Source organism: Aliagarivorans taiwanensis DSM 22990, from assembly GCF_000429505.1.
Classification (GTDB): domain Bacteria; phylum Pseudomonadota; class Gammaproteobacteria; order Enterobacterales; family Celerinatantimonadaceae; genus Aliagarivorans; species Aliagarivorans taiwanensis.
The window spans coordinates 1-25,810 of the sequence record NZ_AUBZ01000007.1 but is presented as its reverse complement, the minus strand read 5'-3'; the positions used below and the strand labels follow the sequence as shown (position 1 = coordinate 25,810).

Here is a 25,810-nt window from a genome sequence, read left to right as displayed (position 1 = left end):
GGAGCATAGCGTGTTGTGGTGTCATTTGCGTGTCACAGGACAAAAAAAACCTCGCTAGCTAGCGAGGTTTTTTTGACAGCCTGAATTACTCTAGTTCACCACAAAAACGGTAACCTTCACCGTGAATGGTGGCGATGATTTCCGGGGTTTCCGGTAGCGACTCGAAGTGCTTACGGATGCGACGAATGGTCACATCAACGGTGCGGTCGTGTGGCTTAAGCTCGCGGCCAGTCATCTTCTTCAGAAGCTCGGCACGGCTTTGGATTTGGCCTGGGTTCTCCACAAAGTGCAGCATCGCGCGGAATTCGCTGCGAGGCAGTTTGTACACTTCTTTATTTGGGCTAATCAGCGAGCGGCTGTTGATATCCAGCACCCAACCGTTGAAGCGGTATTGCTCAACCACAACCTTATCTTCAGCAGCGCCTTGGCTGTTGATGGTACGGTTTAGCAGGTTACGCGCACGGATGGTCAGCTCACGTGGGTTGAATGGCTTGGTGATGTAGTCATCGGCACCGATTTCCAGGCCAAGGATCTTATCGACTTCGTTGTCTCGTCCGGTCAGGAACATTAATGCAATCTGCTCGCGGTCACGAAGCTCGCGGGCTAGCAACAGTCCGTTTTTGCCCGGAAGGTTGATGTCCATAATGATCAAGTGAATGGTGTTCCCTTCCAGAGCCGCATTCATTTCGTTACCGTCTGAGGCCTCGAATACGTTGTAACCTTCGGCTTCAAAGGTACTCTTCAGGGTATTTCGAGTGACCAGTTCGTCCTCGACGATAAGAATATTAGGTGTCATGGCCTTCCCCAATGCTATTTCTAAAATCTGCGATAGTTAATATATTACGGATGGATGGGCAGGTGGTGGCGTTTGTTACAGAAATGTAAAGTCCATCAAGGCCGCATCAAAAACATCCTCTCGCCGTATCTTGGTTATCCCCACTTACTCAAGGGATTGTCGATATGCACGGCTTCCAACAATGGCATCCATTCTATGAACTTAACAGTGACATAACAACTTTCTGCGACAACATATTCGTCGCTATTTGAGTTGCTTTTGATGTAAATCAATCGGAAAAACTGGCTTATTGCGAAATTTATTTGTTTCTGATGAATAAAAACAACAAATGGCCAAATCATCAAATATTCCGAAGTGAAACGCGCTCGCCAAGTCTTGAAGGCTGTCACATAAGCATATGATATCTATTGAATAGTTTCTTGAGATAGGTTTTCGCCCTCCATTTCTTCACAACACTTTCTTATTGAGCATCGATACTCGATTAGTGCAGAAAATGCCCTAGAACTAGAGTGTGAAGCGCCGCAAGGCAAGGATAGGTCGGTTTATATTGGCTAAACTAGAAATGCCTTATTAACCTTCCATTTGTACTAAATAGGATTGAGCTCATGGACGATATTCTTCCCGATTTGTTTGATGAATACCCTGACACGCTGCAATTGATTGCTGGTGCTTTTGCTGTGTTCGGCGGACTCGATAACTTTCAGGGCCAAGTGGTAACAGTGCGTTGCTATGAAGATAACAGCCGGGTTAAGGAACTGTTAGCCCAAGAAGGCGCGGGCAAGGTGCTGGTGGTTGATGGTGGCGCAAGCCTTCGCCGCGCGCTGATGGGCGATCTGATTGCCGCCAGTGCTGTGGAGAATAACTGGGCGGGGGTGGTGATTAACGGCGCGATCCGTGATGTTGCAGCTATCTCGACGATGCCATTGGGGGTGCGAGCTCTCGGTGCTTGTCCGATCAAGACTGAGCGCAAAGGGCTTGGCGAGGTCAATGTAACGTTGGCGATAAATGGCGTAATAATTGAGCCTGGAACGTACTTATATGCCGACCTAAATGGCATAGCAATAAGTGAGGAAAAGCTGATTTAAGAGGGGCTTAGAAGCGGTAGCCTAGTCCGACTCGAAGTTGCTGCTGGAGCTGATGCTCGTCGGTATCTCTGATAGTCTCAATCTGATAGCTGGCTTCTAAATTGAAGCGGTTGCGCAGTTGGTAAGAGCCGCTTAGTTCAAGGCTGTGCTCGAGGCCTGCCTGATTATCTTTGTGTACTGAGGTCAGCTTAGAGGCGACGCTTAGATTATCACTGGCTTGAAACTTGACTCCGGTAGCAACGTTAAACCCTCGCTGAGTGGCTAGGTCTTGGTATTCAGAGTTAACGCCAGCCTCTACGAATAGGTCCAGTTCTTGGTAGATGGGGCGTTGATAACCACCGTTAAAGTACCAAGTCTGGTCGCTGCCTTCTAACTGATGAAGAGAAGCGCTAGGCTCGTTGCTTAGTCGGTTGTAGCCAGACACGTACCAATTGTCGATTTGGGTGCGGCTGTGAAGCTGCAACTGATCGGTCATGGTAACTTCAAACTGATTTACCACTTCTGCTTGTGCAGATAATGCCATGCACGCTAACAAGGCAGTCGGACATAACTGGGCAAAACGGCGCTTGTTCATCCTTCCTCCTTAGTTGGTAGCTTTTGTTGATAGATTAAACAGAGCGGTACCAATCATTATGGGCGATCCATGACAAAAGATCATAGGGGAAGTTCAAATTATTTGTACGTTAGCGCTCGCTATATTGTGTTGGTAAGTGTTTGCTATCTCGCTTGGAAGCGCTGCGTCCTGCGATAAGGGAACACATCTTCAAACTTACCCTTCTCAATATTTTTTTGCCGGTCGCGCCAGTAACCCGCCTTGAACAGATCGCTATGAACCTCGCTAAACACTTTTCTTACCAGCGGCCGCCCCATTAAGAAGGTGGCGAACTCTTCGGGGAACACATCGTTTGGGCCCACTGAATACCAAGGCTCTGCGGCCCACTCGTCCTCTGGGTAACGCGGAGGTGGGATATCGCGGAAATTGCATTCGGTCATATAGCAGATTTCGTCATAGTCATAAAAGATGACCCGGCCGTGGCGGGTGACACCGAAGTTCTTAAACAGCATATCGCCGGGAAAGATGTTGGCAGCAGCGAGCTGCTTGATGGCATTGCCGTACTCTTCAATGGCGGCTTTTGCTTGCGGTTCGTCGGCATCATCAAGGTACATGTTGAGCGGTATCATCTTGCGCTCAGTATAAAGGTGCTTAATGGTGATGGTGTCGCCGTCGATTTGCAGGGCAGAAGGTGCCACTTTTTGTAGCTCTTCTATTAGTTCGGTGCTGAAGCGCTCCAGTGGAAAGTCAAAGTTGGAGAACTCTTGGGTATCGGCCATCCGTCCAACCCGGTCATGTTGCTTGACTATGCGGTACTTCTCTTTGACCACGGCGTGGCTGACTTCCTTGGGCGGGGTGAATTTATCCTTGATGATTTTAAATACCACATCGTAGGAGGGCAGGGTGAACACGCTCATCACCATACCTTTAATCCCCGGCGCTAACTCGAATTGGTCAGTGGAGTTATTCAGATGAGAAAGATAGTGGCGATAGAATTCCGTTTTTCCGTGCTTTTGGCAGCCGATGGCGGTAAACAGCTCGTAGTCGGTTTTGTTGGGCATTAATAGTTTTAGGAAGTTCACGATCCGCCGCGGGGCTGGTGCATCCACCATAAAATAGGAGCGGGCAAAGCCAAACAAGATACTGACATCGTCACTGGAAGAGAGCACGGTGTCGATATATAAGCTATTTCCGCCGTGCAGGATCGGCAGTGCAATTGGCACCGATTCTCCGCCACAGTCGATCCGGCCAATCAGGTAGGCACCTTTATTACGAAAGAATACCGCCTTGACGAAATCCAGCTTCAGCCATTTAGCCTGTTCAATGCTGGGGTGCTTCTCCAGCTTGGCGACCACCCAAGCAATATCACGCTGTAGGTCTTCAAAGAGAAGCTCAAACTGATAGCTGGTGATGAGTGCATGTAGTAGCTCCTGCAGCTGGCTACCTTCAAAGTGGTGCAGGATAACCTGATAGTCCACCAAGTGACTGGTGCGGTGGGCGCGGATAAACAGTTGATCCTCACGAATATAGCGATGATGGAACAAGCGCTGATAAACCGAGTTAAAAAACGACTCCGCTACTTCAAAGTTATCGTGCTGCTTGAGCAGCTCTGAGTAGGCAGTTTTCACTTGGGCAGAGAAGGCGTCGCTACGCTGTAGGTGGCCGGTTAGAGCCTTTATCTCGGCACGTGCTTCAGTGGCGTGGTGATCGTACAAGCGGATCCGTTCGCGCGATGCCAGTTGTACCCCAAGCCAGTTAGCCTCTTCGAAGCGCTCTTGGGCGCCGCGGGTAACATCGAGAAAGCACTGATAAAAGCGATTGAAGCGCTGCAGCATAACGTGGGCTGCTTGATCGGCCATTGAGTCTGTCATTGGTTATCCCTTTCCAAGTCGGCAAATTGACTATGGCAGATTTTAAACAAGCGTTCCAATTCGCATCTGCAGCATAGCCTGCGTTATTGAAATATTCGTTTAGCAGCAAAGGTGCAAAAGCAGTGGATGCAGGATAACCCGCTATAAGGTGTGGTAAAAGTGAACACGAAAGGCCAGTGCTAGCTAGGAAAAAGCTTGACAGAATCGCCCGTCTGTTTAAAGGTAGTGCTCAGAATATAGGATGTTTTCAATTATGTTTATGCTTTCTTCCATGCACACCACCATGATGACCATTACCACAACAGTGGCAGTGGCGGGCTGGTTGTAAACGAGAAAAAGCATCAACCAAAAAGGCCCGTATCAATCGATACGGGTTTTTTTTTGCAGGAGGATCAATGCGAGTACTCAAATTTGGCGGTTCCTCGTTAGCCAACGCTGAACGTTTCAAGCGGGCTGCCGAGATCATTGTGGGGAATCGACAACAAGGACAATTGGCGGTGGTGCTGTCGGCGCCGGCAGGGATTACCAATGAGTTGGAAGCGGTCATTGCTGCAACCAGTCAAGGCGAAGATGGACAGCAGCAGCTCACTCGTATCACCCAGATCTTCCAGAGCCTGTTGGACGAACTAAGCGCTGAGTTCAGCGACTTTGATGCTGCGCCGCTGCAAGCCATGCTCAAGCAAGAGCTAGATGGTCTTGGCGATGTGCTGCAAGGTGTGCGTTTATTGCGCCAGTGCCCAGACAATATCGCCGCGAGCGTATTGGCCACCGGAGAGCGCTTAAGCGTCAATTGGATGAAGGTCTTGCTGCAAGTTAAACAGCAGCAGGTGGATATCCTGGTGCCTCAGCAACTCCTGCTTAGCAACAACGATAGCTATATAGAAGCGCAAGTGGATATCGAAGCCAGCAAGGCGCGCTTTGCTGCCGCTGACTACCAAGGGCTGGACGTACTGCTAATGCCCGGTTTTACCGCTGCCAATGAGCAGGGTGAAACCGTAGTGTTAGGGCGTAACGGTAGCGACTACAGCGCAGCGGTATTGGCCGCATGCCTAGATGCTGATTGCTGCGAGATCTGGACCGATGTAGACGGTGTGTACAACTGCGATCCTCGTGTTGTAGATGATGCCCGCTTGCTGCGCAGCCTGTCTTACGCCGAAGCCATGGAGCTCAGCTACTTTGGTGCCAAGGTGCTACATCCGAAGACCATTGCGCCGATTGCTCAATACCATATCCCTTGCCTGATTAAGAGCACCTTTAACCCGCAGGGTGAAGGAACCTTAATCGGCGCTAAAGACCTGCAAGAAAACAACCTGCCGGTTAAGGCGATCTCTAGCCTTGAAAACCTGACCATGCTGACTGTATCCGGTCCGGGCATGAAGGGCATGGTAGGTATGGCTAGCCGCATCTTCGGCGCGATGGCCCAAGCCAAGGTGTCGATTGCACTGATTACCCAATCATCCAGCGAGTACAGCATCAGTTTTTGCATCCACAGCGCCGATGCTGAAACCGCCAAACGAGCCCTGCAAAGCGAATTTGAACTGGAGCTGGCGAACCAACTGCTGGAGTCCATTGAGTCCATCGACCAGCTGGCGATTATCTCCTTGGTGGGTGATAGCATGCGCAAGAGTAAAGGCGTGGCTGCACGCTTCTTTACCTCGCTGGCGGAAGTCTCGATTAACATCGTGGCAATCGCCCAAGGCTCCTCTGAGCGCTCTATTTCTGCTGTGGTTACCCAAGATAAAGTGGAAGAAGCAGTGGGCGCGTGTCATCAAAACTTCTTCGATAGCATGCACTACATCGATCTATTCCTGATTGGCTGTGGCGGTGTGGGCGGCGCGTTGATTGATCAAATCAACGAGCAGCAGAGTCACCTGAAAGAGCAGCATATCGCCATCCGCGTATGTGGTATCGCCAATAGCCGTCAGCTACTGACTAACCCGAAAGGCTTGGAGCTCAGCGATTGGCGTGCCCAGCTAGAAGCCACAGAGCAAAATGGCGGCTTTGATCTGCCAACCGTACAAGGCCTGCTCGATAGCCACCACTTTATTAACCCGGTGATTGTTGACTGTACCAGCAACGACCAGGTTGCCGCCGATTACGTGAACTACCTGGCCGCGGGCTTCCATGTGGTAACCGCCAATAAGAAGGCCAATACCGCCAGCATCGAATACTACAACCAGCTGCGCCTAACCGCCCTCAAGACCCGCCGCAAGTTTATGTACGACACCAACGTGGGCGCAGGCCTACCGGTGATTGAGAACCTGCAAAACCTGCTGCGTGCCGGTGACCAACTGGTACGCTTCAACGGTATCTTGTCTGGCTCGCTGTCATTTATCTTCGGTAAGTTGGACGAAGGTATGAGCTTCTCTGAAGCAACCGGTATTGCCCGGGATAACGGCTTTACCGAGCCCGATCCGCGTGAAGATCTCAATGGTATGGATGTTGCGCGTAAACTGCTGATTCTGGCCCGGGAAGCGGGTTTAGAGCTGAGCCTCGATGATATTGAGGTGGAAATGGCGCTACCGCCGGGCTTTGATTGCGAAGGAAGCAACGAAGAGTTTATGCAGCGCCTACCAGAGGCCGATGCCTATTTTGCCAAACTGCAAAGCGATGCCGACGAGCAAGGCCAAGTGCTGCGCTATATTGGAAGCATCGAAGATGGCAAATGCAAGGTTTCTATCCAAGCTGTGGCTGCCGCCGACCCACTACATCGCGTCAAGGACGGTGAAAACGCGCTGGCCTTCTACAGCCGCTACTATCAGCCAATTCCGTTGGTGTTGCGTGGCTACGGCGCCGGTACTGCGGTAACCGCTGCCGGTGTGTTTGCCGATGTGTTGCGTACCTTGAACTGGAACCAGGAGGTATAAATGGGCTTGGTGGTATATGCCCCGGCTTCAACGGCAAATGTTAGCGTTGGCTTTGACTCGCTCGGTGCTGCATTAGCGCCGATTGACGGCTCGCTACTGGGCGACAGGATCTTTGTGGAAGTGATGAGCAGCGGCGACGTGCTTATTGAAAATACAGGCCCGTTCGCCGATAAATTGCCTGCTGACCCGAAGAAGAACATTCTTTACGATTGCTACTTTGCGTTTCGCGATTTGCTGGACAAGGTTCACCAACGAGAGTTATCGCCATGTCGCATGGTGCTGGAGAAGAACCTACCCGTGGGCACAGGCCTAGGCTCCAGTGCCTGCTCAGTGGTTGCCGCACTAGAAGCGCTCAATGCACTGTGTGACTACCCCTTCGATAAAGATCAAATGCTGACCCTGATGGGCGAGCTGGAAGGGCAGATCAGCGGCAGCGTGCACTACGATAACGTCGCGCCCTGCTACCTCGGCGGTATGCAGCTGATGGTGCAAGATGGCGGCGTGATCAGCCAGGCCATTCCGCACTTTGAAGATTGGTACTGGGTACTGGCTTACCCGGGAACCGCTATCTCTACCTCTGCTGCCCGCTCGATATTGCCCGCGCAGTATCGTCGCCAAGACACCTTAGCCTTTGGCCGTAATTTGGCCAGCTTTGTTCATGCCAGTTACAGTAAGCAGCCCGAGTTGGCAGCTGCGGTGCTCAAAGATGTGATTGCCGAGCCTTATCGCTCCCAGCTGATCCCACGCTTTGATGAGGTGAAAGACTACGTATCACGTTCCGGCGCATTAGGCTGTGGCATCTCGGGCTCTGGCCCGACCGTGTTTATCGTGACCCCGGTGCTGGAGCAGGCGCAGCGGATCAGCCGCTGGATGGAAGAGAACTTCCTGCAAAATGACCAAGGCTTTTGCCATATTTGTAAGATTGACCCAGAAGGAACCCGGGTGACCGGAAACAGTTTATGAAGCTATACAACATCAAACACAACCAAGAGCAGGTAGATTTCGCCCAAGCCGTTAAGCAGGGCCTCGGGCAACAGCAAGGCCTGTTTTTTCCGGCCGAACTTCCTACGCTTGAAAACATCGATGAGCTGCTGGAATTGGATCTGGTTAGCCGCAGCGCGAAGCTACTTAGCGCATTGCTCGATAACGAGCTAAGCGAGCAGCAGCTACAGGAGATGCTGGGCAAGGCCTTTAACTTCCCGGCTCCTGTTGAAAAGGTGGCGGATAACATCAGTGCGCTGGAGCTGTTCCACGGCCCAACCCTGGCATTTAAAGACTTTGGCGGCCGCTTTATGGCCCAGTGCCTCGGCGTATTCTCCGATGGCGAGCAGGTGACTATCCTTACCGCGACCTCGGGTGATACCGGCGCCGCGGTGGCTCATGCCTTCTACGGCATGGAGAACATCCGTGTGGTGGTGCTCTATCCGAAGGGCAAGATCAGCCCGCTGCAAGAAAAGCTGTTCTGTACTTTGGGCGGTAACATCACCACCATCGCTATTGAGAGCGACTTCGATGCCTGTCAGGCGCTGGTGAAGCAAGCGTTTGATGATGAAGAGCTAAAGCAAGCGATCGGCCTCAACTCCGCCAACTCAATCAATATCAGCCGTTTGTTGGCACAAGTGTGTTACTACTTTGAAGCGGCCGCTCAGCTAAGTGCCGAGCAGCGCAAAGAGCTGGTTGTGGCGGTGCCATCGGGTAACTTCGGTAACCTGACTGCTGGCCTGATCGCTAAAGCGCTGGGGCTGCCAATCAAACGCTTCATTGCTGCTACCAATGTTAACGACACGGTGCCGCGTTATCTGCAAAGCGGCGAGTGGGCACCAAAGCCGACCCAAGCGACCTTGTCCAATGCGATGGATGTGAGCCAGCCAAACAACTGGCCGCGTGTTGAAGAACTGTTCAAGGTGAAGGGCTGGCCGCTTAGCGACCTGGGCAAGGGCGCGATGGACGATCAGCAAACTGCGGCTTCAGTGAAAGCGCTGGACGAAGCGGGCTACCTGTGTGAGCCTCACGGTGCGATTGCCTATCAGCAACTCTCACAGCAGCTTAGCGCTGGTGAGCATGGCTTGTTCCTGTGTACCGCACATCCGGCCAAGTTCAAAGAGAGTGTAGAAGAGATCTTATCGCGTGAGATTGACCTGCCGAAAGCCTTGGCCGATCGCGCGGATTTGCCGCTGCTGTCGCATGAGATGGGCGCCGATTTCGCCAAGCTAAGAGAATTTTTGCTGGCCCTGTAGTGGCTATATAGCAGGAACAATGCTCGTATCTAAACAGCGCCGCCAGGCGCTGTTTTGCTATCTGTATAAGCTTGAAATACCAAGTTGTTGTCAGTGGGCAATCACTTAGCCACTTGAAATTTCGCCGATGCTGGCGCATATTTCGGCCTTATCGTTTAAGAACTAGTAATAACTATGAGTAAAGTACTTACTGATTTGCTTGAGCTTTTAAGCTTGGAGCAGATAGAACAAGGACTGTATCGCGGTCAAACTCAAGACTTAGGCTTTGGTGCGGTGTTTGGTGGTCAGGTGATGGGGCAGGCGCTATCTGCGGCTAAGCAAACCGTCGATGAAGGCCGCCAAGTGCATTCGTTGCACTCTTACTTTCTGCGTCCCGGGGATGTTGCTCACCCCATCGTTTACGACGTTGAGAAGATCCGTGATGGCCAGAGCGTGTCAACGCGTCGTATCAAGGCGATTCAGCATGGCAAGCCCATCTTCTATATGACCGCCTCGTTCCAGGAAGTTCATCAAGGTCTGGAACATCAGATGGAGATGCCTGAGGTTGCCGGCCCCGATGAGCTACAGTCTGAGCAAGAGTACGCCTTCCAATTGCGCGAGTTTATTCCCGAATCAGTGCGCGATAAGTTCATCTGCGATAAGCCGCTGGAGATGCGTCCGGTGGAGTTTATCAACCCGATTAAACCGGAAGTGACCGAAGCTAAGCGCTGCGTGTGGTTTAAAGCCAATGGCCAGATGCCGGACGATCCGCGGATCCACCGCTACCTGCTGGCCTATGCGTCTGACTTTAACTTCCTGCCAACTGCACTGCAGCCCCATGGTCGCTCGTTTATCGAGCCGAATATGCAGGTGGCGACCATCGACCACAGCATGTGGTTCCACCATCCCTTCCGCCTCGATGAGTGGCTGCTATACGTGGTAGATAGCCCGGTGGCCTCGCAAGGGCGTGGCTTGGTGCGCGGTCAGTTCTTCACCCAAGACGGGAAGCTGGTGGCATCTACTGCTCAAGAGGGTTTGGTGCGAGAGCGTCAGCCTAAAAAAGCGGATAAGTGATAAAAGGACTTGGGGCTGCGCAACGCGCCCCAAACTAAAAAAGGCAAGCCATCGGCTTGCCTTTTTGACTTCTAGCGCCAGCTAAAAGTAGATATTACAGAGACTCGGTAAAGGTACGAGCGATAACGTCGCGTTGCTGCTCTGGAGTCAGAGAGTTAAAGCGCACTGCGTAGCCAGATACACGAATGGTCAGCTGTGGGTACATTTCTGGGTGCTTAACTGCATCTTCCAGAGTCTCACGCTGTAGCACGTTTACGTTCAGGTGTTGACCACCTTCTTGCAGTGGTTGAGCTGAAACTGGCACTTCACGGTACTCGATAGCACCCAGTTCGTTCAGGGCTACAACCTGATCTTCAGCGTAAGCTTCATCCTTCACACACAGGCAGCGAGCCTGTTCGTTTTGTTCGTCCAGCAGCCAGAATGAACCCAGCAGCGCATTGTTGTCAGCTTTAGTGATTTGAATACCAGTAGTCATAACGCACCTCTATGTGTGTAATTAAATTACAGAACGACCGTAACAAGTCAGTAATATTTCCGTAGGCTTCGCCTTTAGTGAAACTATACTACAATTGACCTTAATCAAAAAAGGGTTTTCTTTAAGTTTTTTTCGAAAGCTAAATTGATATGCGTCAACCCCGCTATAGCAACCGATACTTCTTTTGTTGCTGTCTGTTACGGGATCGGGGAAGATAAGTGATTGTGATGTTAATTTATGGTTGCCGGTGGCCAAGTGGGTGTTCTCATTAGGAAAACCGAGTTTTGCAAGGTGCATCATAGACCGATGCCAGCCGTGGCGCGTAGACTAAGTGGCCAAGTATCTTGAGAGCGCTTGGGCAAAGTCGTCTCGGGTTACATATAGGGAGAGCCAATGATTAAGAGTCTTCAACAGGATCACCAGAATATCGCGAAGCTGCTTAAGGTACTCGAGCATAAGCTAGAGCTGATCCGCTCAGAGAAAGCCGTTAAGTACAAGCTGCTGGATGATATCGTGACCTACCTGCACGATTACGCCGACAAATTCCACCACCCCAAAGAGGATATGATCTACGACTACTACGTGAAGTATCGTGTGGTCGAGGATGACCTGTCAGGCAAGCTAAAGGTTCAACATGAGGAGCTCAAAGAGTTAACCGAAGAGCTGCAAGGTGCACTTGAGCTTATTTTACTCGATGCGGTGGTGCCACTGGATCAGTTCAGCGACCGTCTGGAAGCCTATATTCAGGCGCAGTGGGAACACCTTAACTACGAAGAGGAAGTGGTCTTTCCTGCGTTACTACGTCATCTGACAGCCGATGACTGGCGGGCGATTGAACAAGGCTGGGAGCATGGCCGTGGCGGCGATGAGGATCCGCTGTTCGGGCATCAGGTTAAGGAGCAGTACCACGCACTGGCCGAGCGTATTCGTTTATCGGAAAGTGCCAGCTAAGCGATTGAAGAATAATAAAAAAGCCGGCTTGCGCCGGCTTTTTTATTTAGTATTCGTACTCGTCACTGAGGACAAAGCTACTGTCAATGGATTCCAATTCGCGTTTCAGTTTGATTTTGTCTTTAATGGCCTCAATTTCGCGCCATTTGCGCTTTTTGTTTGAACGAGTGGTCTTCTGGTTGCTTTCAACATTATCCAAGTCTAGCCTGTCCATGGTTCTCTCCTTGCACGTTGTTGCAGTTAGATAATTACCATATGCCTACGAAAAATAAAACAGCTTTGTTGCATTCACGTTACCAAAACCGCGCGAATTCTATTTTTTGTGAGTGATTTCTAGAATCAGAACTTTACTTGGGATCTGCTTGCTTGAGTGGGATTAACTATTGCTAATCTGCGGTTTTGCCAATAATTTGATTGAAATTTCAGTAGCTATTGCGCCGGCTAAAGTGCTTTGTTTGGCAGGCTGCCGCTGAAGGCGGCGAGACGCTCGCAACACTGCACAGTGAAAAGGGCTAAGCAGACGAGAAAAGAAAAGTGCCAACAAGCGCCGGCGTTAATGATACTGAGCGTTAAACCAGCTCTCGACTATCAACACGGCGGATACGCTGTCGACCGCACCTTTGTCCAAGGCGCGATAGCCGCCTAGCTCGAACAGGCGTTCTTTGGCATCGACGGTGGTCAGGCGCTCATCTTGTAGCTCAATGGGGTAGCCGAAACGGCCATGTAGGCGATTGGCGAAGCGCTTAGCGCGTTGGGTGACCTCTTGCTCGGTGCCATCCATATTCAGCGGCAGGCCGATCACCAGCAGGTCGGGTTGCCATTTATCCAGTAGTTGTTCGACCAACTGCCAAGAAGGTGCGCCATCTTGTGCCTTAAGCGCCGCCAATGGCTGCGCAGTGCCGCTGACTTCATTCCCCACGGCCACACCGATACTGGTGGTGCCAAAATCAAAGCCGATGACTTGGCGGTGTCCTTGCTGCGCCACTACGCGTGCCCCGCGTCACTAGATAGCTGCCAGATATCGATACCCAGATGCTTGGCGGCCGCCTCCCAGCGCTGGTGGCTAGGAACATCGAAGATGATGTCGGTGGTGGCTGGCAAGGTGAGCCATGAGTTATCGGCAATCTCTTGCTCCAGCTGGCCGGCGCCCCAACCGGCATAGCCGAGGGTGACCAGATAGTCATTGGGCTCAGAGCCAGTGCCAAGGGTCTCCAGCACATCTTTTGAGGTGGTGATCATCAGCTCAGAGCTCAGCTGCATGCTGGAGTTAAAGCCGGGCTTGGGGGAGTGCAATACAAAGCCGCGCTCACGTGCCATTGGACCACCTTGGTAGACCGGCTTGTCGAGTGAGTCGCGTTCGTCTTCTTCAGCCTCTTGGTGTTCGGGCAGCTCGATTTGCTCAAGCAGCCCTTCCACAGAAAGGTCGACCGGAATATTGATCACCAGCCCCATGGCGCCTTCATCGTTGTGCTCACAGACGTAGACAACCGAGCGCTTGAAGTAAGGGTCACTGAGACCCGGCATCGCTAGTAAGAACTGGTTTTGCAATGATTCCATAGTCGACTCGCTCTCAAGAAAAGGTGTTAGCGAACTGCTGCCAAACGGGTCTCGATGGCATCCATCAGCTTATCGGTAATCGAGATATCGAAGGCGGCTTCAATCTCACGAATACAGGTTGGGCTGGTTACATTGATCTCTGTAACCTTATCACCGATTACGTCGAGCCCCACGAATACCAAGCCTTTTTCCTTCAGTTTAGGGCCAATTGCGCGAGCAATCTCCCAGTCTGAATCAGAAAGCGGTTGGGCAACGCCTCGGCCACCGGCGGCCAGATTGCCACGGGTTTCACCTTGGGCCGGAATGCGAGCCAGGCAGTAGGGCATTGGTTCGCCGTCGACGATCAGGATGCGCTTATCGCCCGCTTTAATCTCCGGCATAAACTCCTGCGCCATACAGTAGCGTTGGCCGTGATCGGTCAGGGTTTCCATCACCACGCCGACGTTCGGATCATCAGCTTTCAGGCGGAAGATCGACGCGCCGCCCATGCCATCTAGCGGCTTCATGATCACATCACCCTGCTGCTTGTGGAATGCGCGCAGGCGGGTTTGGTCACGGGATACCAGCGTCTTAGGCGTGAACTCAGCAAACCACGCGGTAAACAGCTTTTCGTTGGCATCGCGCAGACTTTGCGGCTTGTTGATAATCAGTGAGCCTTCGCTTTCGGCGCGCTCAAGCATGTAGGTGGCGTAGATGTATTCGGTGTCGAATGGGGGATCTTTACGCATCAGGATCACATCCAGATCCGCCAATGGGCGGTCTTCCACCTCTTCAAGGGTGTACCAGTTGTCGGCATCTTGCTGCACGCTAAGACGGCGCATGTTGGCCGCTGCAGTGCCTTGGTCCAAGTACAGGTCCTGCATTTCCATATAGAACAGCTCGTAGCCGCGCTCCTGAGCTTTAAGTAGCATCGCAAAGCTGGAATCTTTTTTAATGTTGATCTGGCTGATGGGGTCCATCACGATGCCGAGTTTGATGCTCATTATGCTAAATCTCCAAATTGGCACTGCAGTGCGGTAATAGCGGTTAGCGCCGCTGTCTCTGTTCTTAGTACCCGGGGCCCGAGCTGGGTTTCAATAAAGCCTTGTTCGGTGCATTTGGCGATCTCTTGCTCAGACAATCCGCCTTCTGGACCAATCAATAGCCGTACCCCTTGCTCCGGCTTGGGTAGGGTATGGATCTTATATTGGGCCCTTGGGTGCAAATTCAACTTCATCAGGCCATCTTGCTGCGAACTCCACTGTTCCAGCGATTGCAGCGGCATCACTTTGGGCACCACACTGCGGCCACATTGCTCGCAGGCGGAGATAGCGATCTTCTGCCATTGCTGCAGTTTTTTCTCGAAGCGTTCTTGATTGAGCTTTACCCCACAGCGCTCACTCGTCAGCGGCGTAATGGTTGTTACTCCCAGCTCGACCGACTTTTGGATGGTGAACTCCATCTTCTCGCCGCGTGAGATAACCTGACCGAGGTGGATGTTGAGCGGCGATTCACTGTCATTGGCCAACTTATCCAGTGTTTTCGCAACGACCCGTTTTTTCTCTACGGCGACTAGCTCCGCGGGATAGTTACAACCATCACCGTTGAATAGCTCAATCTGCTGCCCGGCACTCATTCGTAGCACTCGACCTACGTGGTTGGCGGCATCGGCGTCGAGCTCGATCTCAACGGCGGCATCGAGGGGAAGAGAATGGTAAATCCGTGGAACTCGCATGAAAGGGCGTCACTCTGCTGGCTGGGAGGGGCTGGATCATAGCTTACTCTACATCGAGTAAACAGCCCAGTTGTGCGCATTTGGCCAGCGTTTAGCCATGCGGCTTGAGTAGCTCGCCGCAGCGCCGACACGCATATTGAGCACCACGTAACACCTTGTTATGGCGACGGATCGACAGCTTATGCTGCTGGCAGCCGCAGCGGTAATCAAACTGCTGACCGCTCACCGCAGTAGTATCAAAACTGTGAGTGCGCTGCGGCGGGCAGTTAAACACCGTTTGCATCACCGCCTGCCACTGTTTGCCGTGGGGGGCGACCCGGCCGAACTCGGCATGGCAGATCAGATGGGCGACTTCGTGGGGCACGGTTTGCGCTAAAAACTGTTCGGGTTGCTGTTGGTAGAAGTGCTGATTGAAACGCAGCCGCCAATGGCTGCAGTTGGCACTGCCCGCGACCTTGCTGCGCCGAGCAGACAGGACCACCTCGGGACGCGGGTAGTTGCGTTTAAAGAAGGCTTCCGCCAACTGAAAGTAGTGCTCTACTTTTTGGTTAAGTTGGTCGTAAAGTTGAGCGTTGAGCTGCTGGCTTGATGGGGTCATGAGTGCTTATCGTAAAACGAAAAAAGAGAAGGCGAACCTTCTCTTCTTAACCGGCTCTTTGAAACTAGAGCTGCACTGTTGCGCAAAGGCGGATTACAGACCCGCAGCGTCGCGCAGGGCGTCGGCCTTGTCGGTCTTCTCCCAAGGGAACTCTTCGCGGCCGAAGTGACCGTAGGCTGCGGTAGGCTGGTAGATTGGGCGCTCCAGATCCAGCATTTGGATCAGGCCGTAAGGGCGCAGGTCGAAGAACTGACGTACCAATTCAATCAGCTTGCTCTCTTCCAGTTTACCGGTACCGAAGGTCTCGATGCTGATAGAGGTAGGCTCGGCAACACCGATGGCGTAAGACACCTGAATCTCACAGCGATCGGCCAGGCCTGCTGCCACGATGTTCTTGGCAACGTAACGACCCGCGTAAGCCGCACTGCGGTCTACTTTCGATGGATCTTTACCTGAGAATGCACCGCCACCGTGACGAGCCATGCCGCCGTAGGTATCTACGATGATCTTACGACCAGTCAGACCACAGTCACCCATTGGGCCACCGATAACGAAACGGCCAGTTGGGTTGATGAAGAAGTTAGTGTCTTTGTTTAGCCACTCAGTTGGTAGAACCGGCTTGATGATGGTTTCCATCACCGCTTCTTCCAGATCTTTTTGACCAATCGACTCATCGTGCTGGGTAGACAGTACCACTGCATCTACGCCGGTGATGATGCCGTTTTCGTAGGCAAAGGTGACCTGACTTTTCGCATCTGGGCGCAACCAGTCCAGCTCGCCGCTCTTGCGTACTTCCGCTTGGCGCTGAACCAGGCGATGGGCGTAGGTGATTGGTGCAGGCATCAGCACGTCGGTTTCGTTGCTGGCGTAGCCAAACATCAGGCCTTGGTCACCGGCGCCTTGTGCGGCTGGGTCGGCACGGTCAACACCTTGGTTGATGTCTGGGCTTTGCTTGCCCACAACGTTGAGTACGGCGCACGAGTCGGCATCGAAGCCCATATCTGAGTGGGTGTAGCCGATTTCGCGAACAGTGTTGCGGGCCAACTCTTCAATATCAACCCAGGCTGAGGTGGTAATCTCACCGCCAACCATCACCATGCCGGTCTTTACGTAAGTCTCACAAGCTACGCGAGCCTTAGAATCTTGCTCCAAGATTGCATCAAGTACCGCATCAGAGATCTGATCAGCGATTTTATCCGGATGTCCCTCTGATACAGATTCAGAGGTGAATAAATGAGTTGCCATGTTTTGGTCTCGCAAGTTGAAGTCTATACATATGGATGTCAATCCATCTGGACGGCTATTCTAAAGAAGCACGTCGATGAAAGCTAGTGCTTAATTTAGTTTATTGCAGAGTTTTTCGCCGATTCTTGAGCTGCATTTTATATCGCAGCGACACAAGAAAACCCTCGAGTTATAAGGGTCTTATCGAGCTTGATGAGTCTTGAGAAAAGTTTGGCTTAGCTGGCCGGCGGTGGCGGCAGGTTGGGCTTAGCGCGCAGCAGGTTCTTCCAATGTGGCACTTGATAGCCGGCACGCTCCAGTTGCACATCGATAAGGCTGGGCGAGCGGAACAGATGCTGGGCCACCAAACTGGCGCTTAGGCAGGCCAGTAGCATGGGTGCGACCATGCTCAGCTGCATGGTTTGCTCGGTGAGCAGCATAAAGGCGGCCCACGGGCAGCGGAACACCGCCCCAAACATCGCCGCCATACCTGCCACAATTAGCACATCGTGGGCGGGGCTTAAGTTAAGCTGGCCAAGGATGGCGCCGGCGATGCCACCGATGACCAGCATCGGCCCAAGGCTGCCGCCGGGCAGTAGCATCGACAGGGCGGTGGCGGTTAACACCAAGCGGGCTAGCAGCCAGATCCACATCTGATCAACGCCCACCTCCCAGGTCAGCATTTCGTTGGGCGTCATGGCATCGAGACCCAACCAGCTCGGCTCATACAGGCAGGCCAAACTGGTGATCGCAGCGGCCACGATTAGGCTATAGCGCCGCTGAAACTTGGGCGCCCAGCGCACCGCAGCTACCATGGTGACCGCCAGCATGCCGCAAAACGCGCCAAGGAGCAGAAATTGGCTTAGCTGAGGCCAGTTGTAGTCTTGCGGGCCGAGCGTCACCTTGAGCATGCTGCCCCCAAACAGCTCGGAGAGGATACTAGCGGAATAGGCGCTCAGCCCCACATAGACCATGGCGCGCCAGTTAAAGTGGCGCATTACCAGCTCATAAGCCAGCACGGTGGCAGCGAGTGGGGCATTGAATAAGGCCGCCACGGCAGCGGCGGTGCCACAGGCGACACTCAGACGTTGGTGCTTTTCGCCGAGAAAACCAAAGCGACTGAGGTGGCCGGCCAGGGCTGCCGCGATAAAACAGCTGGGGCCGACAATGCCTACGGCAAACCCTCCCCATACCAGCAATAGCCCAACCACGAACTGATAGGGCAAACCACCGAGTGGCAGCTTGCCACTGTGGTAGTGATAGGCGGCGATGGCGGGGGCAAATCCCACTTGGCGATGACGGGCAAACAGACGCTCGCAGAGGCTAACAAGCGCGATAGCCAGCCACGGCAAGATGACCGCCAGCCACGGGCTTTGCCAGTAACTATCGATATCCAAATGGGCAAGATAAGAGAACAGCAGGCACAAGCTGCCTGAGAACACACCAATAAACAGACTCACTGCAAACCGGCGACGACGCAGTGCAAAGCCCTGCCACCAGGTTTGGGGTTTAATTGGTGGAAAAATGCTCATATCGCTTTATTTTTACGAAAATTTAAACGCTTATCATGAATTTAGGTATATTCTGCGCACAATTTAGCGCGGCTCTGGCAAGAATAACTGTTCAAAGTCATTGAGTCGAATAGATGTCTTTGTGACAATACGCCGCGAAATCGCAAACTACTCACACAAGCAGGAGTGCATAATGACCTCTCGTCGACATCTCGCTAACGCGGTACGCGCTTTAAGTATGGATGCTGTTCAGCAAGCCAATTCCGGTCACCCAGGAGCACCTATGGGCATGGCCGATATCGCGGAAGTACTGTGGCGTGACTTTCTAAAGCATAACCCGACTGACCCTAACTGGGCCGATCGCGACCGTTTCATTCTGTCTAACGGCCACGGTTCTATGTTGCTTTACTCTCTTCTTCACCTAAGTGGCTACGCGCTGCCGATTGAAGAGCTGAAAAACTTCCGTCAATTGCACTCCAAAACTCCTGGCCACCCTGAGTATGGTTACGCGCCAGGCGTTGAAACCACTACCGGCCCACTCGGTCAGGGCATCACCAACGCCGTAGGTATGGCTATCGCTGAGAAAACCTTGGCAGCACAGTTCAACCGCGACGGCTTCCCGGTTGTTGATCACTTCACCTACGCCTTTATGGGCGATGGCTGTTTGATGGAAGGTATCTCTCACGAAGCGTGTTCACTGGCCGGCACTCTGGGCCTGGGCAAGCTGATTGCGTTCTGGGATGACAACGGTATCTCTATCGATGGTGAAGTAGAAGGATGGTTCACCGACGATACGCCAAAACGCTTCGAGTCTTACGGCTGGCACGTTATTGCTGACGTAGATGGCCACGACGCTGACGCCATCCGCGCAGCTATCGAAGCGGCGCAAGCTGAATCTGGCAAGCCTACCCTGATCTGCTGTAAAACCATCATCGGTTTCGGTTCGCCAAACAAATCTGGCAGCCACGACTGTCACGGTGCCCCACTGGGTCATGACGAAATTACTGCGGCACGTGAATTCCTGGGTTGGGAACACGGTCCGTTTGAAGTACCTGCTGATGTGTACGATGCGTGGAACGCAGCCGACGCGGGTAGCGCTGCGCAATCTAGCTGGAACCAACTATTCGCCGGCTACGAAGCTGCATACCCTGAGCTGGCGAGCGAGTTCAAACGTCGCGTAAACGGTGAAATGCCAAGCGACTGGACTGAGTTTGCTGACAACTACATCGCTGAGCTACAAGAGTCACAACAGAAGATTGCTACCCGTCAATCTTCTCAAAAGACCTTGGAAGCTTTCGGCCCTAAACTGCCTGAGCTATTGGGCGGTTCTGCTGACTTGGCGCCTTCTAACCTAACCATGTGGTCTGGCTCTAAAGCGGTTGAAGCCAATGACGCCAGCGGTAACTACCTGCACTACGGTGTACGTGAGTTTGGTATGTCGGCCATCATGAACGGTATTACCCTGCACGGTGGCTTCAAGGCTTACGGTGCGACCTTCCTGATGTTTATGGAATACGCGCGTAACGCACTGCGTATGGCCGCGCTGATGAAGCAGCCTGCGATTTTCGTTTACACCCACGACTCAATCGGTCTGGGCGAAGATGGCCCAACTCACCAAGCGGTAGAGCAGACTGCCAGCTTGCGCCTGACTCCGAACATGAGCACCTGGCGCCCATGTGACTCGGTGGAGTCGGCGATTGCGTGGCGTCATGCTGTAGAGCGCACCGATGGCCCAACCTCGCTGATCTTCTCTCGCCAAGGCCTGGCGCCTCAGCCGCGTGACGCTGAGCAGCTAGCCAACGCAGCCAAAGGTGGTTATGTACTGAAAGACTGTGCAGGTACCCCTGAGCTTATCCTGATTGCTACCGGCTCTGAGGTTGAGCTGGCCGTGGCTGCTGCCGACGAGCTGACCGCACAAGGTAAAGCGGTACGCGTAGTCTCTATGCCTGCCACCGACGTATTCGATGCGCAAAGCGACGAGTACAAAGAGTCAGTATTACCAAATGCGGTACGCAAGCGTATTGCTGTAGAAGCGGGTATTGCTGATTTCTGGTACAAGTACGTGGGCTTTGACGGCAAGGTACTGGGTATGACCACCTTCGGTGAGTCTGCGCCTGCTGGCGAGCTGTTCAAACTGTTTGGCTTCACCACCGAAAACCTGGTGAACATGGCCAACGAACTGCTGTAAGCTAGCGCTCAGCAAACAGAAGTAGTAATACGAACCCTCTTGTGCCACTTGGTTTGACCAAACCGGCATAAGGGGGTTTTTACAAGGAACAAGATGACTAAGCGCATCGCGATCAATGGTTTTGGCCGAATTGGCCGAAGCGTCCTGCGGGCCATCTATGAATCGGGCCGCGACCAAGAGCTGCAAGTGGTTGCCATCAACGAATTGGCTGACCCCAAAGCCATGGCTCACCTGCTCAAATACGACTCCACCCACGGCACCTTTGCCGAACATGTGCTGCTTGGCCCGCAAGGCCTAACGGTGGCTAGTCATGCCATCAAGCTGTTCCATGAAGCGGACCCAAGCAAACTGCCTTGGCAGGAGCTCGGCGTTGATTTGGTGTTGGAATGTACCGGCAAGTTCAGTAGCCGAGATGATGCCCAGCTGCATCTTGATGCTGGAGCTGGCAAGGTACTGTTCTCTCACCCCGCCGATCCCTGTGTGGATCGCACCGTGGTGTACGGAGTAAACCATCAGGCTTTGCTGGATGGCGATAAGATTGTCTCCAACGGCTCGTGTACCACCAACTGTATCGTGCCGGTGATTCAAGTCTTGGATGAAGCCTTTGGGGTGGAATGTGGTACTATTACTACAATTCATTCATCGATGAACGATCAACAAGTGATCGACGCCTATCACTCCGACCTACGCCGAACCCGCGCTGCAGGACAATCGATTATCCCGGTTGACACCAAGCTGGCTAAGGGCGTACAACGGATCCTGCCAAAGTTTGCAGGCAAGTTTGAAGCAATTGCTGTACGGGTACCGACGCAAAACGTCACTGCGATGGATTTGAGTGTAACTCTGTGTAAAGAAGTTACAGTTTCTGATATAAATCAAGCCATCCAGAAGGCGGTTTGCGGTAAATTGAGCGGAATTTTGAGCTATACCGAAGAGCCGCTGGTCTCCATTGACTTCAACCACGATAGCCATTCGAGCATTGTTGATGGCTCGCAAACTCGGGTGAGTGGTGCGCATCTGGTAAAAATTCTTGCCTGGTGTGATAACGAATGGGGCTTTGCCAACCGAATGTTGGATACGGCCCAGCTAATGCTGAAACGGAATTAATGGTCGGTCACGGAGTGACTGGCTATAAAAGTGAACCTAAATCTATAGAGGACTGATAATGTCTATCATCAAAATGACTGACCTGGATCTGGCGGGCAAACGCGTTCTGATCCGTGCTGACCTGAACGTACCTGTTAAAGAAGGTAAAGTGACCTCTGATGCACGTATCCTTGCATCGCTACCTACCATCAAGCACTGTCTGGCTGCTGGCGCCAAGGTAATGGTAACTTCTCACCTGGGTCGTCCAACCGAAGGTGAGTACGATGAGCAGTTCTCTCTGGCTCCTGTTGTAAACTACCTGGCCGACGCTCTTGAAGGCGCAGTACGTCTGGAAAAAGACTACCTGGAAGGTTGTGAAATCGCTGCTGGTGAGCTGGTTGTTCTGGAAAACGTTCGCTTCAACAAAGGCGAGAAGAAGAACGACGAAGCGCTGTCTAAGAAATACGCTGCCCTGTGTGACGTATTCGTAATGGACGCATTCGGTACTGCTCACCGCGCTCAAGCCTCTACCCACGGCGTTGGCATGAACGCACCTGTTGCGTGTGCTGGCCCTCTGCTAGCTGGCGAGCTGGATGCACTGGCTAAAGCTATGGACAAGCCTGCTCGTCCAATGGTTGCCATCGTTGGTGGTTCTAAAGTATCTACCAAGCTGACTGTACTTGAGTCACTGTCTAAAGTTGCTGACCAACTGGTTGTAGGTGGTGGTATCGCTAACACTTTCATCGCTGCTGCTGGCCACAACGTAGGTAAGTCTCTGTACGAAGCTGACCTGGTTGACACTGCTAAGAAGCTGATGGAAGAGTGTGCGATTCCTGTTGCTACCGACGTTGCATGTGCCAAAGCATTCGACGAGAACGCTGAAGCTGAAATCAAGAACGTTGCTGACGTTCAAGATGACGACATGATCTTCGACCTGGGCCCAGATTCAACTGCTGAGCTGGCTGAGATCCTGAAAAACGCTAAGACCATCCTGTGGAATGGCCCAGTAGGCGTATTCGAATTCAAGAACTTTGAAGCGGGTACTAAAGGTATCTCTGAAGCAATCGCTGCTTCTGAAGGCTTCTCTGTTGCTGGCGGTGGTGACACCCTGGCTGCAATCGACCAGTTCGGTATCAAAGCAGACGTTTCTTACATCTCAACCGGTGGCGGTGCCTTCCTTGAGTTTGTAGAAGGTAAAGTACTACCTGCTGTAGAGATGCTGGAACAGCGCGCTAAAGCATAATTACGGTAAAAGGCAGGAAAGTTCCTGCCTTTCATTTGTGCGCTCGGGCAAGATTTTATAGAATGCGCCCCAGCGCAAACCGAGTAAGTTTCGCTCAATTTAAGACAACTAAGTAATAGGACAATTGTCATGTCTAAGATCTTTGATTTCGTTAAGCCAGGTGTTATCTCTGGTGATGACGTACAGAAAGTATTTGAAGTAGCTAAAGAAAACAAATTCGCTCTTCCAGCAGTTAACGTTGTTAACACTGATTCTATCAACTCTGTACTGGAAGCTGCTGCTAAAGTTAAAGCGCCAGTTGTAGTTCAGTTCTCTAACGGCGGTGCTGCTTTCTTCGCTGGTAAAGGTCTTAAACTAGAAGGCCAGGAAGCACAAATTAAAGGTGCTGTTGCTGGTGCTAAGTACGTTCACGCTATCGCTGAGTCTTACGGTGTTCCAGTAATCCTGCACACTGACCACGCTGCTAAGAAACTGCTGCCTTGGATCGACGGCCTGCTGTCTGCTGGTGAAGAGTTCTTCGCGCAAACTGGTAAGCCTCTGTTCTCTTCTCACATGATCGACCTGTCTGAAGAGTCTCTGGAAGAAAACATCGAAATCTGCGGCCAGTACCTGGAGCGCATGGCTAAGATGAACATGACTCTGGAAATCGAACTGGGTTGTACCGGTGGTGAAGAAGACGGCGTAGACAACACCGATATGGATCAGTCTGAGCTGTACACCTCTCCAGAAGACGTAGCTTACGCTTACGAGAAACTGAACGCTATCAGCCCACGTTTCACCATCGCTGCTTCTTTCGGTAACGTACACGGTGTATACAAGCCAGGTAACGTTGTTCTGACTCCAACCATCCTGCGTGACTCTCAAGCACACTGTGCAGAGAAATTCGGCATCGCTGCTAACGCTCTGAACTTCGTATTCCACGGTGGTTCTGGTTCTACTCAAGAAGAGATCCAAGAGTCAATCGGCTACGGTGTTATCAAAATGAACATCGACACCGACACTCAGTGGGCTAACTGGGACGGTGTTCGTCGCTACGAAGCTGAAAACCGTGACTTCCTGCAAGGCCAAATCGGTAACCCAACTGGTGACGACGCGCCTAACAAGAAGTACTACGACCCACGCGTATGGCTGCGTGCTGGTCAAGCTTCTATGGTTGCTCGCCTGGAGCAAGCCTTCGCTGACCTGAATGCAGTAGACGTACTGTAATTTACAGGATTCAGTAAACAGAGCCCGCCGAGTGCGGGCTTTTTTGTGCCTGCCACTTTTCTCATACCTGCTACTAGCTTGCCTTCGTACCCACGAGTAAAGGTGGGCGACTGCAGCGCACTGCGAAGAACTTTTCTTTACTCCCATTAGCCTGCTAGCCATCGTTTTGGCGGCACACCTTATCTTTGCTTATTTCTCACCGTCCTGTGCGCTTTTTCCCTTTTTGCTACCGGAATATGCTGGCGGCCTTATTGCCGTTAGTCCCACAAAACTTTTATTTGTTGTTGATATGTTATTGAATGTTGTTAGGATTTGATTTGTTATCGGATATCTGTACTTAACGACTTTGGGGCCGATAAACGGTCAGTTACAGAGTTGTTAAGTGATACAAGGACGTTTTTTGGTGCTGAGCTAAAATTTAAGCAATAACTAGCCGTATGTGCCGAATGCAGCAGGACAAAGGAAAGTGTTATGGAACAGTCCATCGTCAGTAATAATGCCATCATTGTTTCTATTGAAGGAACCGCGTTTGCGGTTGCTCCAGATGGCTCACTCAGAGAGCTACAACCCGGCGATCAACTGCTCGCAGGGGAGATGCTGATCACAGGTGAGGGCACCCAGATAGGTTTTTATTACTCAGACGACCAATACGAGCTTGGTGAGCTGAGTGTCACCCAGCTACCGGGAGACGGAGTGGCTGAGCCAGGGCAAACCCTTACCGCACAGAACGAAGTGGATGTGGAAGCCTTACAAGCTGCGATTTTGCAAGGTGTCGACCCGACGGAGCTGTTTGAAGCGACCGCTGCCGGTGGAGCGCCAGCCGCTGGAGGCGGTGGCCCGGGTGCGGGCAATGGTGGCTTTATCTCCATCTCACGTTCCGGTGCTGAAACCATCGCTGAGGCCGGGTTTGATACCAGCCCGGTGGCCAGCGACGAGCAGCAACAGCAGGATAACGTAGCCGTCCTAGCTGACGATACCCCCAGTCAAAGTGCGACGCTGACATTAACCACCAGTGACGTCACCGAAGACGATGGCTCTATTATCTTCACCGCAACCTTAAGCAACCCGGGGCAAACTGCGGTCACCGTTGTCACTGATCTAGGCTCCATCGAGATTGCCGCAGGAGAGACCAGTGGTTCGCTCACCGTCGATAATCCGAACACTGATGATGTCTACCTGGATAGCAGCTCCCTGACCGCAACCGTAAGCGATGTACAGGGTGGTAACTTCGAGAATGTCGACTTCAGCGCTGCCAGCGCGACCGCTCAGATTGGCGATACGATTGATACTACCACCGTCAGCTTATCCACCAGTGATGTTACTGAAGCTGATGGCACGATTACCTTCACTGCCACGCTGAGCAATCCCGGACAGAGCGCCGTTACCGTGGTGACAGACCTTGGCAATATTGAGATTGCTGCGGGCGAAACCGAAGGAACCTTGGTTGTAGAAAACCCCAATGGTGAAGATGTCTACCTCGATGCCAGCTCCCTGACCGCTACGGTAACTGATGTACAAGGCGGGAACTTCGAGAGCGTCGATTTCGATGGTGTAAGCGCAACCGCGCAGATAGACGATACCGTCGATACCACCAC

The 25,810-nt window shown here is 52.3% G+C and carries 23 protein-coding genes; 11 read left to right on the top strand and 12 right to left on the bottom strand.

Features of this window, described 5'->3' with window-relative positions; genetic code table 11:
- Nucleotides 1–85: 85 nt before the first annotated feature.
- The gene (gene arcA, locus G462_RS0106445; RefSeq protein WP_026958273.1) at nt 86–796 is read right to left on the bottom strand and encodes a two-component system response regulator ArcA; all 711 of its coding nucleotides are present in this window, start codon (nt 794–796) and stop codon (nt 86–88) included.
- Between the two features lie 605 nt (nt 797–1,401).
- Here arcA and G462_RS0106435 point away from each other — a divergent pair.
- The gene (locus G462_RS0106435; RefSeq protein WP_026958271.1) at nt 1,402–1,881 is read left to right on the top strand and encodes a putative 4-hydroxy-4-methyl-2-oxoglutarate aldolase; all 480 of its coding nucleotides are present in this window, start codon (nt 1,402–1,404) and stop codon (nt 1,879–1,881) included.
- Nucleotides 1,882–1,888: 7 nt separating this feature from the next.
- Here G462_RS0106435 and G462_RS0106430 read toward each other — a convergent pair whose 3' ends face one another.
- Together G462_RS0106430 and aceK are read right to left on the bottom strand one after the other, a co-directional pair.
- Complete coding sequence (locus G462_RS0106430) at nt 1,889–2,455, bottom strand: DUF481 domain-containing protein (protein ID WP_026958270.1); 567 nt, start codon at nt 2,453–2,455, stop codon at nt 1,889–1,891.
- Between the two features lie 143 nt (nt 2,456–2,598).
- Nucleotides 2,599–4,305, bottom strand: coding sequence for a bifunctional isocitrate dehydrogenase kinase/phosphatase (aceK, locus tag G462_RS0106425; protein ID WP_035476988.1), 1,707 nt, complete (start codon nt 4,303–4,305; stop codon nt 2,599–2,601).
- A 395-nt stretch (nt 4,306–4,700) separates the two neighbouring features.
- On the opposite strand from aceK, the gene thrA reads away from it, so the two are divergent.
- The 4 genes from thrA to tesB all read left to right on the top strand — a co-directional run bounded on the left by thrA (nt 4,701) and on the right by tesB (nt 10,462).
- The gene (thrA, locus tag G462_RS0106420; protein WP_026958268.1) at nt 4,701–7,172 is read left to right on the top strand and encodes a bifunctional aspartate kinase/homoserine dehydrogenase I; all 2,472 of its coding nucleotides are present in this window, start codon (nt 4,701–4,703) and stop codon (nt 7,170–7,172) included.
- On the top strand, nt 7,173–8,135 hold the full coding sequence (gene thrB, locus G462_RS24650) for a homoserine kinase (protein WP_026958267.1): 963 nt from the start codon (nt 7,173–7,175) through the stop codon (nt 8,133–8,135). It abuts the gene before it with no gap.
- The gene (gene thrC, locus G462_RS0106410; protein ID WP_026958266.1) at nt 8,132–9,409 is read left to right on the top strand and encodes a threonine synthase; all 1,278 of its coding nucleotides are present in this window, start codon (nt 8,132–8,134) and stop codon (nt 9,407–9,409) included. Before thrB ends, thrC begins: the two co-directional genes overlap by 4 nt.
- A gap of 174 nt (nt 9,410–9,583) precedes the next feature.
- A complete protein-coding gene (gene tesB, locus G462_RS0106405; RefSeq protein WP_026958265.1) occupies nt 9,584–10,462 on the top strand; it encodes an acyl-CoA thioesterase II in 879 nt (292 codons plus the stop codon).
- Nucleotides 10,463–10,556: 94 nt separating this feature from the next.
- Here tesB and grcA read toward each other — a convergent pair whose 3' ends face one another.
- Entirely contained in the window at nt 10,557–10,937 is a 381-nt protein-coding gene (grcA, locus tag G462_RS0106400; protein ID WP_026958264.1) for an autonomous glycyl radical cofactor GrcA, read from the bottom strand.
- Between the two features lie 393 nt (nt 10,938–11,330).
- Here grcA and G462_RS0106395 point away from each other — a divergent pair, with 393 nt between their 5' ends.
- Nucleotides 11,331–11,888, top strand: coding sequence for a hemerythrin domain-containing protein (locus G462_RS0106395; protein ID WP_026958263.1), 558 nt, complete (start codon nt 11,331–11,333; stop codon nt 11,886–11,888).
- A gap of 46 nt (nt 11,889–11,934) precedes the next feature.
- Here G462_RS0106395 and G462_RS24180 read toward each other — a convergent pair whose 3' ends face one another.
- The 8 genes from G462_RS24180 to G462_RS0106355 form a co-directional block, all read right to left on the bottom strand.
- On the bottom strand, nt 11,935–12,102 hold the full coding sequence (locus G462_RS24180) for a DUF3545 family protein (protein WP_084404959.1): 168 nt from the start codon (nt 12,100–12,102) through the stop codon (nt 11,935–11,937).
- Nucleotides 12,103–12,441: 339 nt separating this feature from the next.
- The gene (ruvX, locus tag G462_RS0106385) at nt 12,442–12,873 is read right to left on the bottom strand and encodes a Holliday junction resolvase RuvX (protein ID WP_026958262.1); all 432 of its coding nucleotides are present in this window, start codon (nt 12,871–12,873) and stop codon (nt 12,442–12,444) included.
- Nucleotides 12,873–13,445: a YqgE/AlgH family protein gene (locus G462_RS0106380; protein ID WP_026958261.1), complete on the bottom strand. Its 573-nt coding sequence runs from the start codon at nt 13,443–13,445 to the stop codon at nt 12,873–12,875. Before G462_RS0106380 ends, ruvX begins: the two co-directional genes overlap by 1 nt.
- Nucleotides 13,446–13,471: 26 nt before the next feature.
- Complete coding sequence (gshB, locus tag G462_RS0106375) at nt 13,472–14,428, bottom strand: glutathione synthase (protein ID WP_026958260.1); 957 nt, start codon at nt 14,426–14,428, stop codon at nt 13,472–13,474.
- Nucleotides 14,428–15,159 carry a 16S rRNA (uracil(1498)-N(3))-methyltransferase gene (gene rsmE, locus G462_RS0106370; protein WP_026958259.1) on the bottom strand — a complete coding sequence of 244 codons (732 nt, stop codon included), beginning with the start codon at nt 15,157–15,159 and terminating at the stop codon, nt 14,428–14,430. The genes gshB and rsmE overlap by 1 nt, the downstream gene beginning before the upstream one ends.
- 91 nt (nt 15,160–15,250) lie before the next feature.
- Nucleotides 15,251–15,757, bottom strand: a complete 507-nt coding sequence (locus tag G462_RS0106365; protein WP_026958258.1) for a SprT family zinc-dependent metalloprotease — start codon at nt 15,755–15,757, stop codon at nt 15,251–15,253.
- 93 nt (nt 15,758–15,850) lie between these two features.
- Entirely contained in the window at nt 15,851–17,002 is a 1,152-nt protein-coding gene (gene metK, locus G462_RS0106360) for a methionine adenosyltransferase (RefSeq protein ID WP_026958257.1), read from the bottom strand.
- A gap of 215 nt (nt 17,003–17,217) precedes the next feature.
- Nucleotides 17,218–18,513 (bottom strand): chloride channel protein, encoded by a 1,296-nt coding sequence (locus G462_RS0106355; RefSeq protein ID WP_026958256.1) that lies wholly within the window; start codon nt 18,511–18,513, stop codon nt 17,218–17,220.
- Between the two features lie 172 nt (nt 18,514–18,685).
- Here G462_RS0106355 and tkt point away from each other — a divergent pair, with 172 nt between their 5' ends.
- The 5 genes from tkt to G462_RS0106330 form a co-directional block, all read left to right on the top strand.
- Nucleotides 18,686–20,680 (top strand): transketolase, encoded by a 1,995-nt coding sequence (tkt, locus tag G462_RS0106350; protein WP_026958255.1) that lies wholly within the window; start codon nt 18,686–18,688, stop codon nt 20,678–20,680.
- Between the two features lie 93 nt (nt 20,681–20,773).
- On the top strand, nt 20,774–21,787 hold the full coding sequence (gene epd, locus G462_RS0106345) for an erythrose-4-phosphate dehydrogenase (RefSeq protein ID WP_026958254.1): 1,014 nt from the start codon (nt 20,774–20,776) through the stop codon (nt 21,785–21,787).
- A gap of 58 nt (nt 21,788–21,845) precedes the next feature.
- Nucleotides 21,846–23,009 (top strand): phosphoglycerate kinase, encoded by a 1,164-nt coding sequence (locus G462_RS0106340; RefSeq protein WP_026958253.1) that lies wholly within the window; start codon nt 21,846–21,848, stop codon nt 23,007–23,009.
- A gap of 129 nt (nt 23,010–23,138) precedes the next feature.
- Nucleotides 23,139–24,215: a class II fructose-bisphosphate aldolase gene (gene fbaA, locus G462_RS0106335; protein WP_026958252.1), complete on the top strand. Its 1,077-nt coding sequence runs from the start codon at nt 23,139–23,141 to the stop codon at nt 24,213–24,215.
- Nucleotides 24,216–24,686: 471 nt separating this feature from the next.
- Nucleotides 24,687–25,810 (top strand): retention module-containing protein (locus G462_RS0106330; RefSeq protein WP_026958251.1); only part of this gene is annotated, 1,124 nt, incomplete at its 3' end.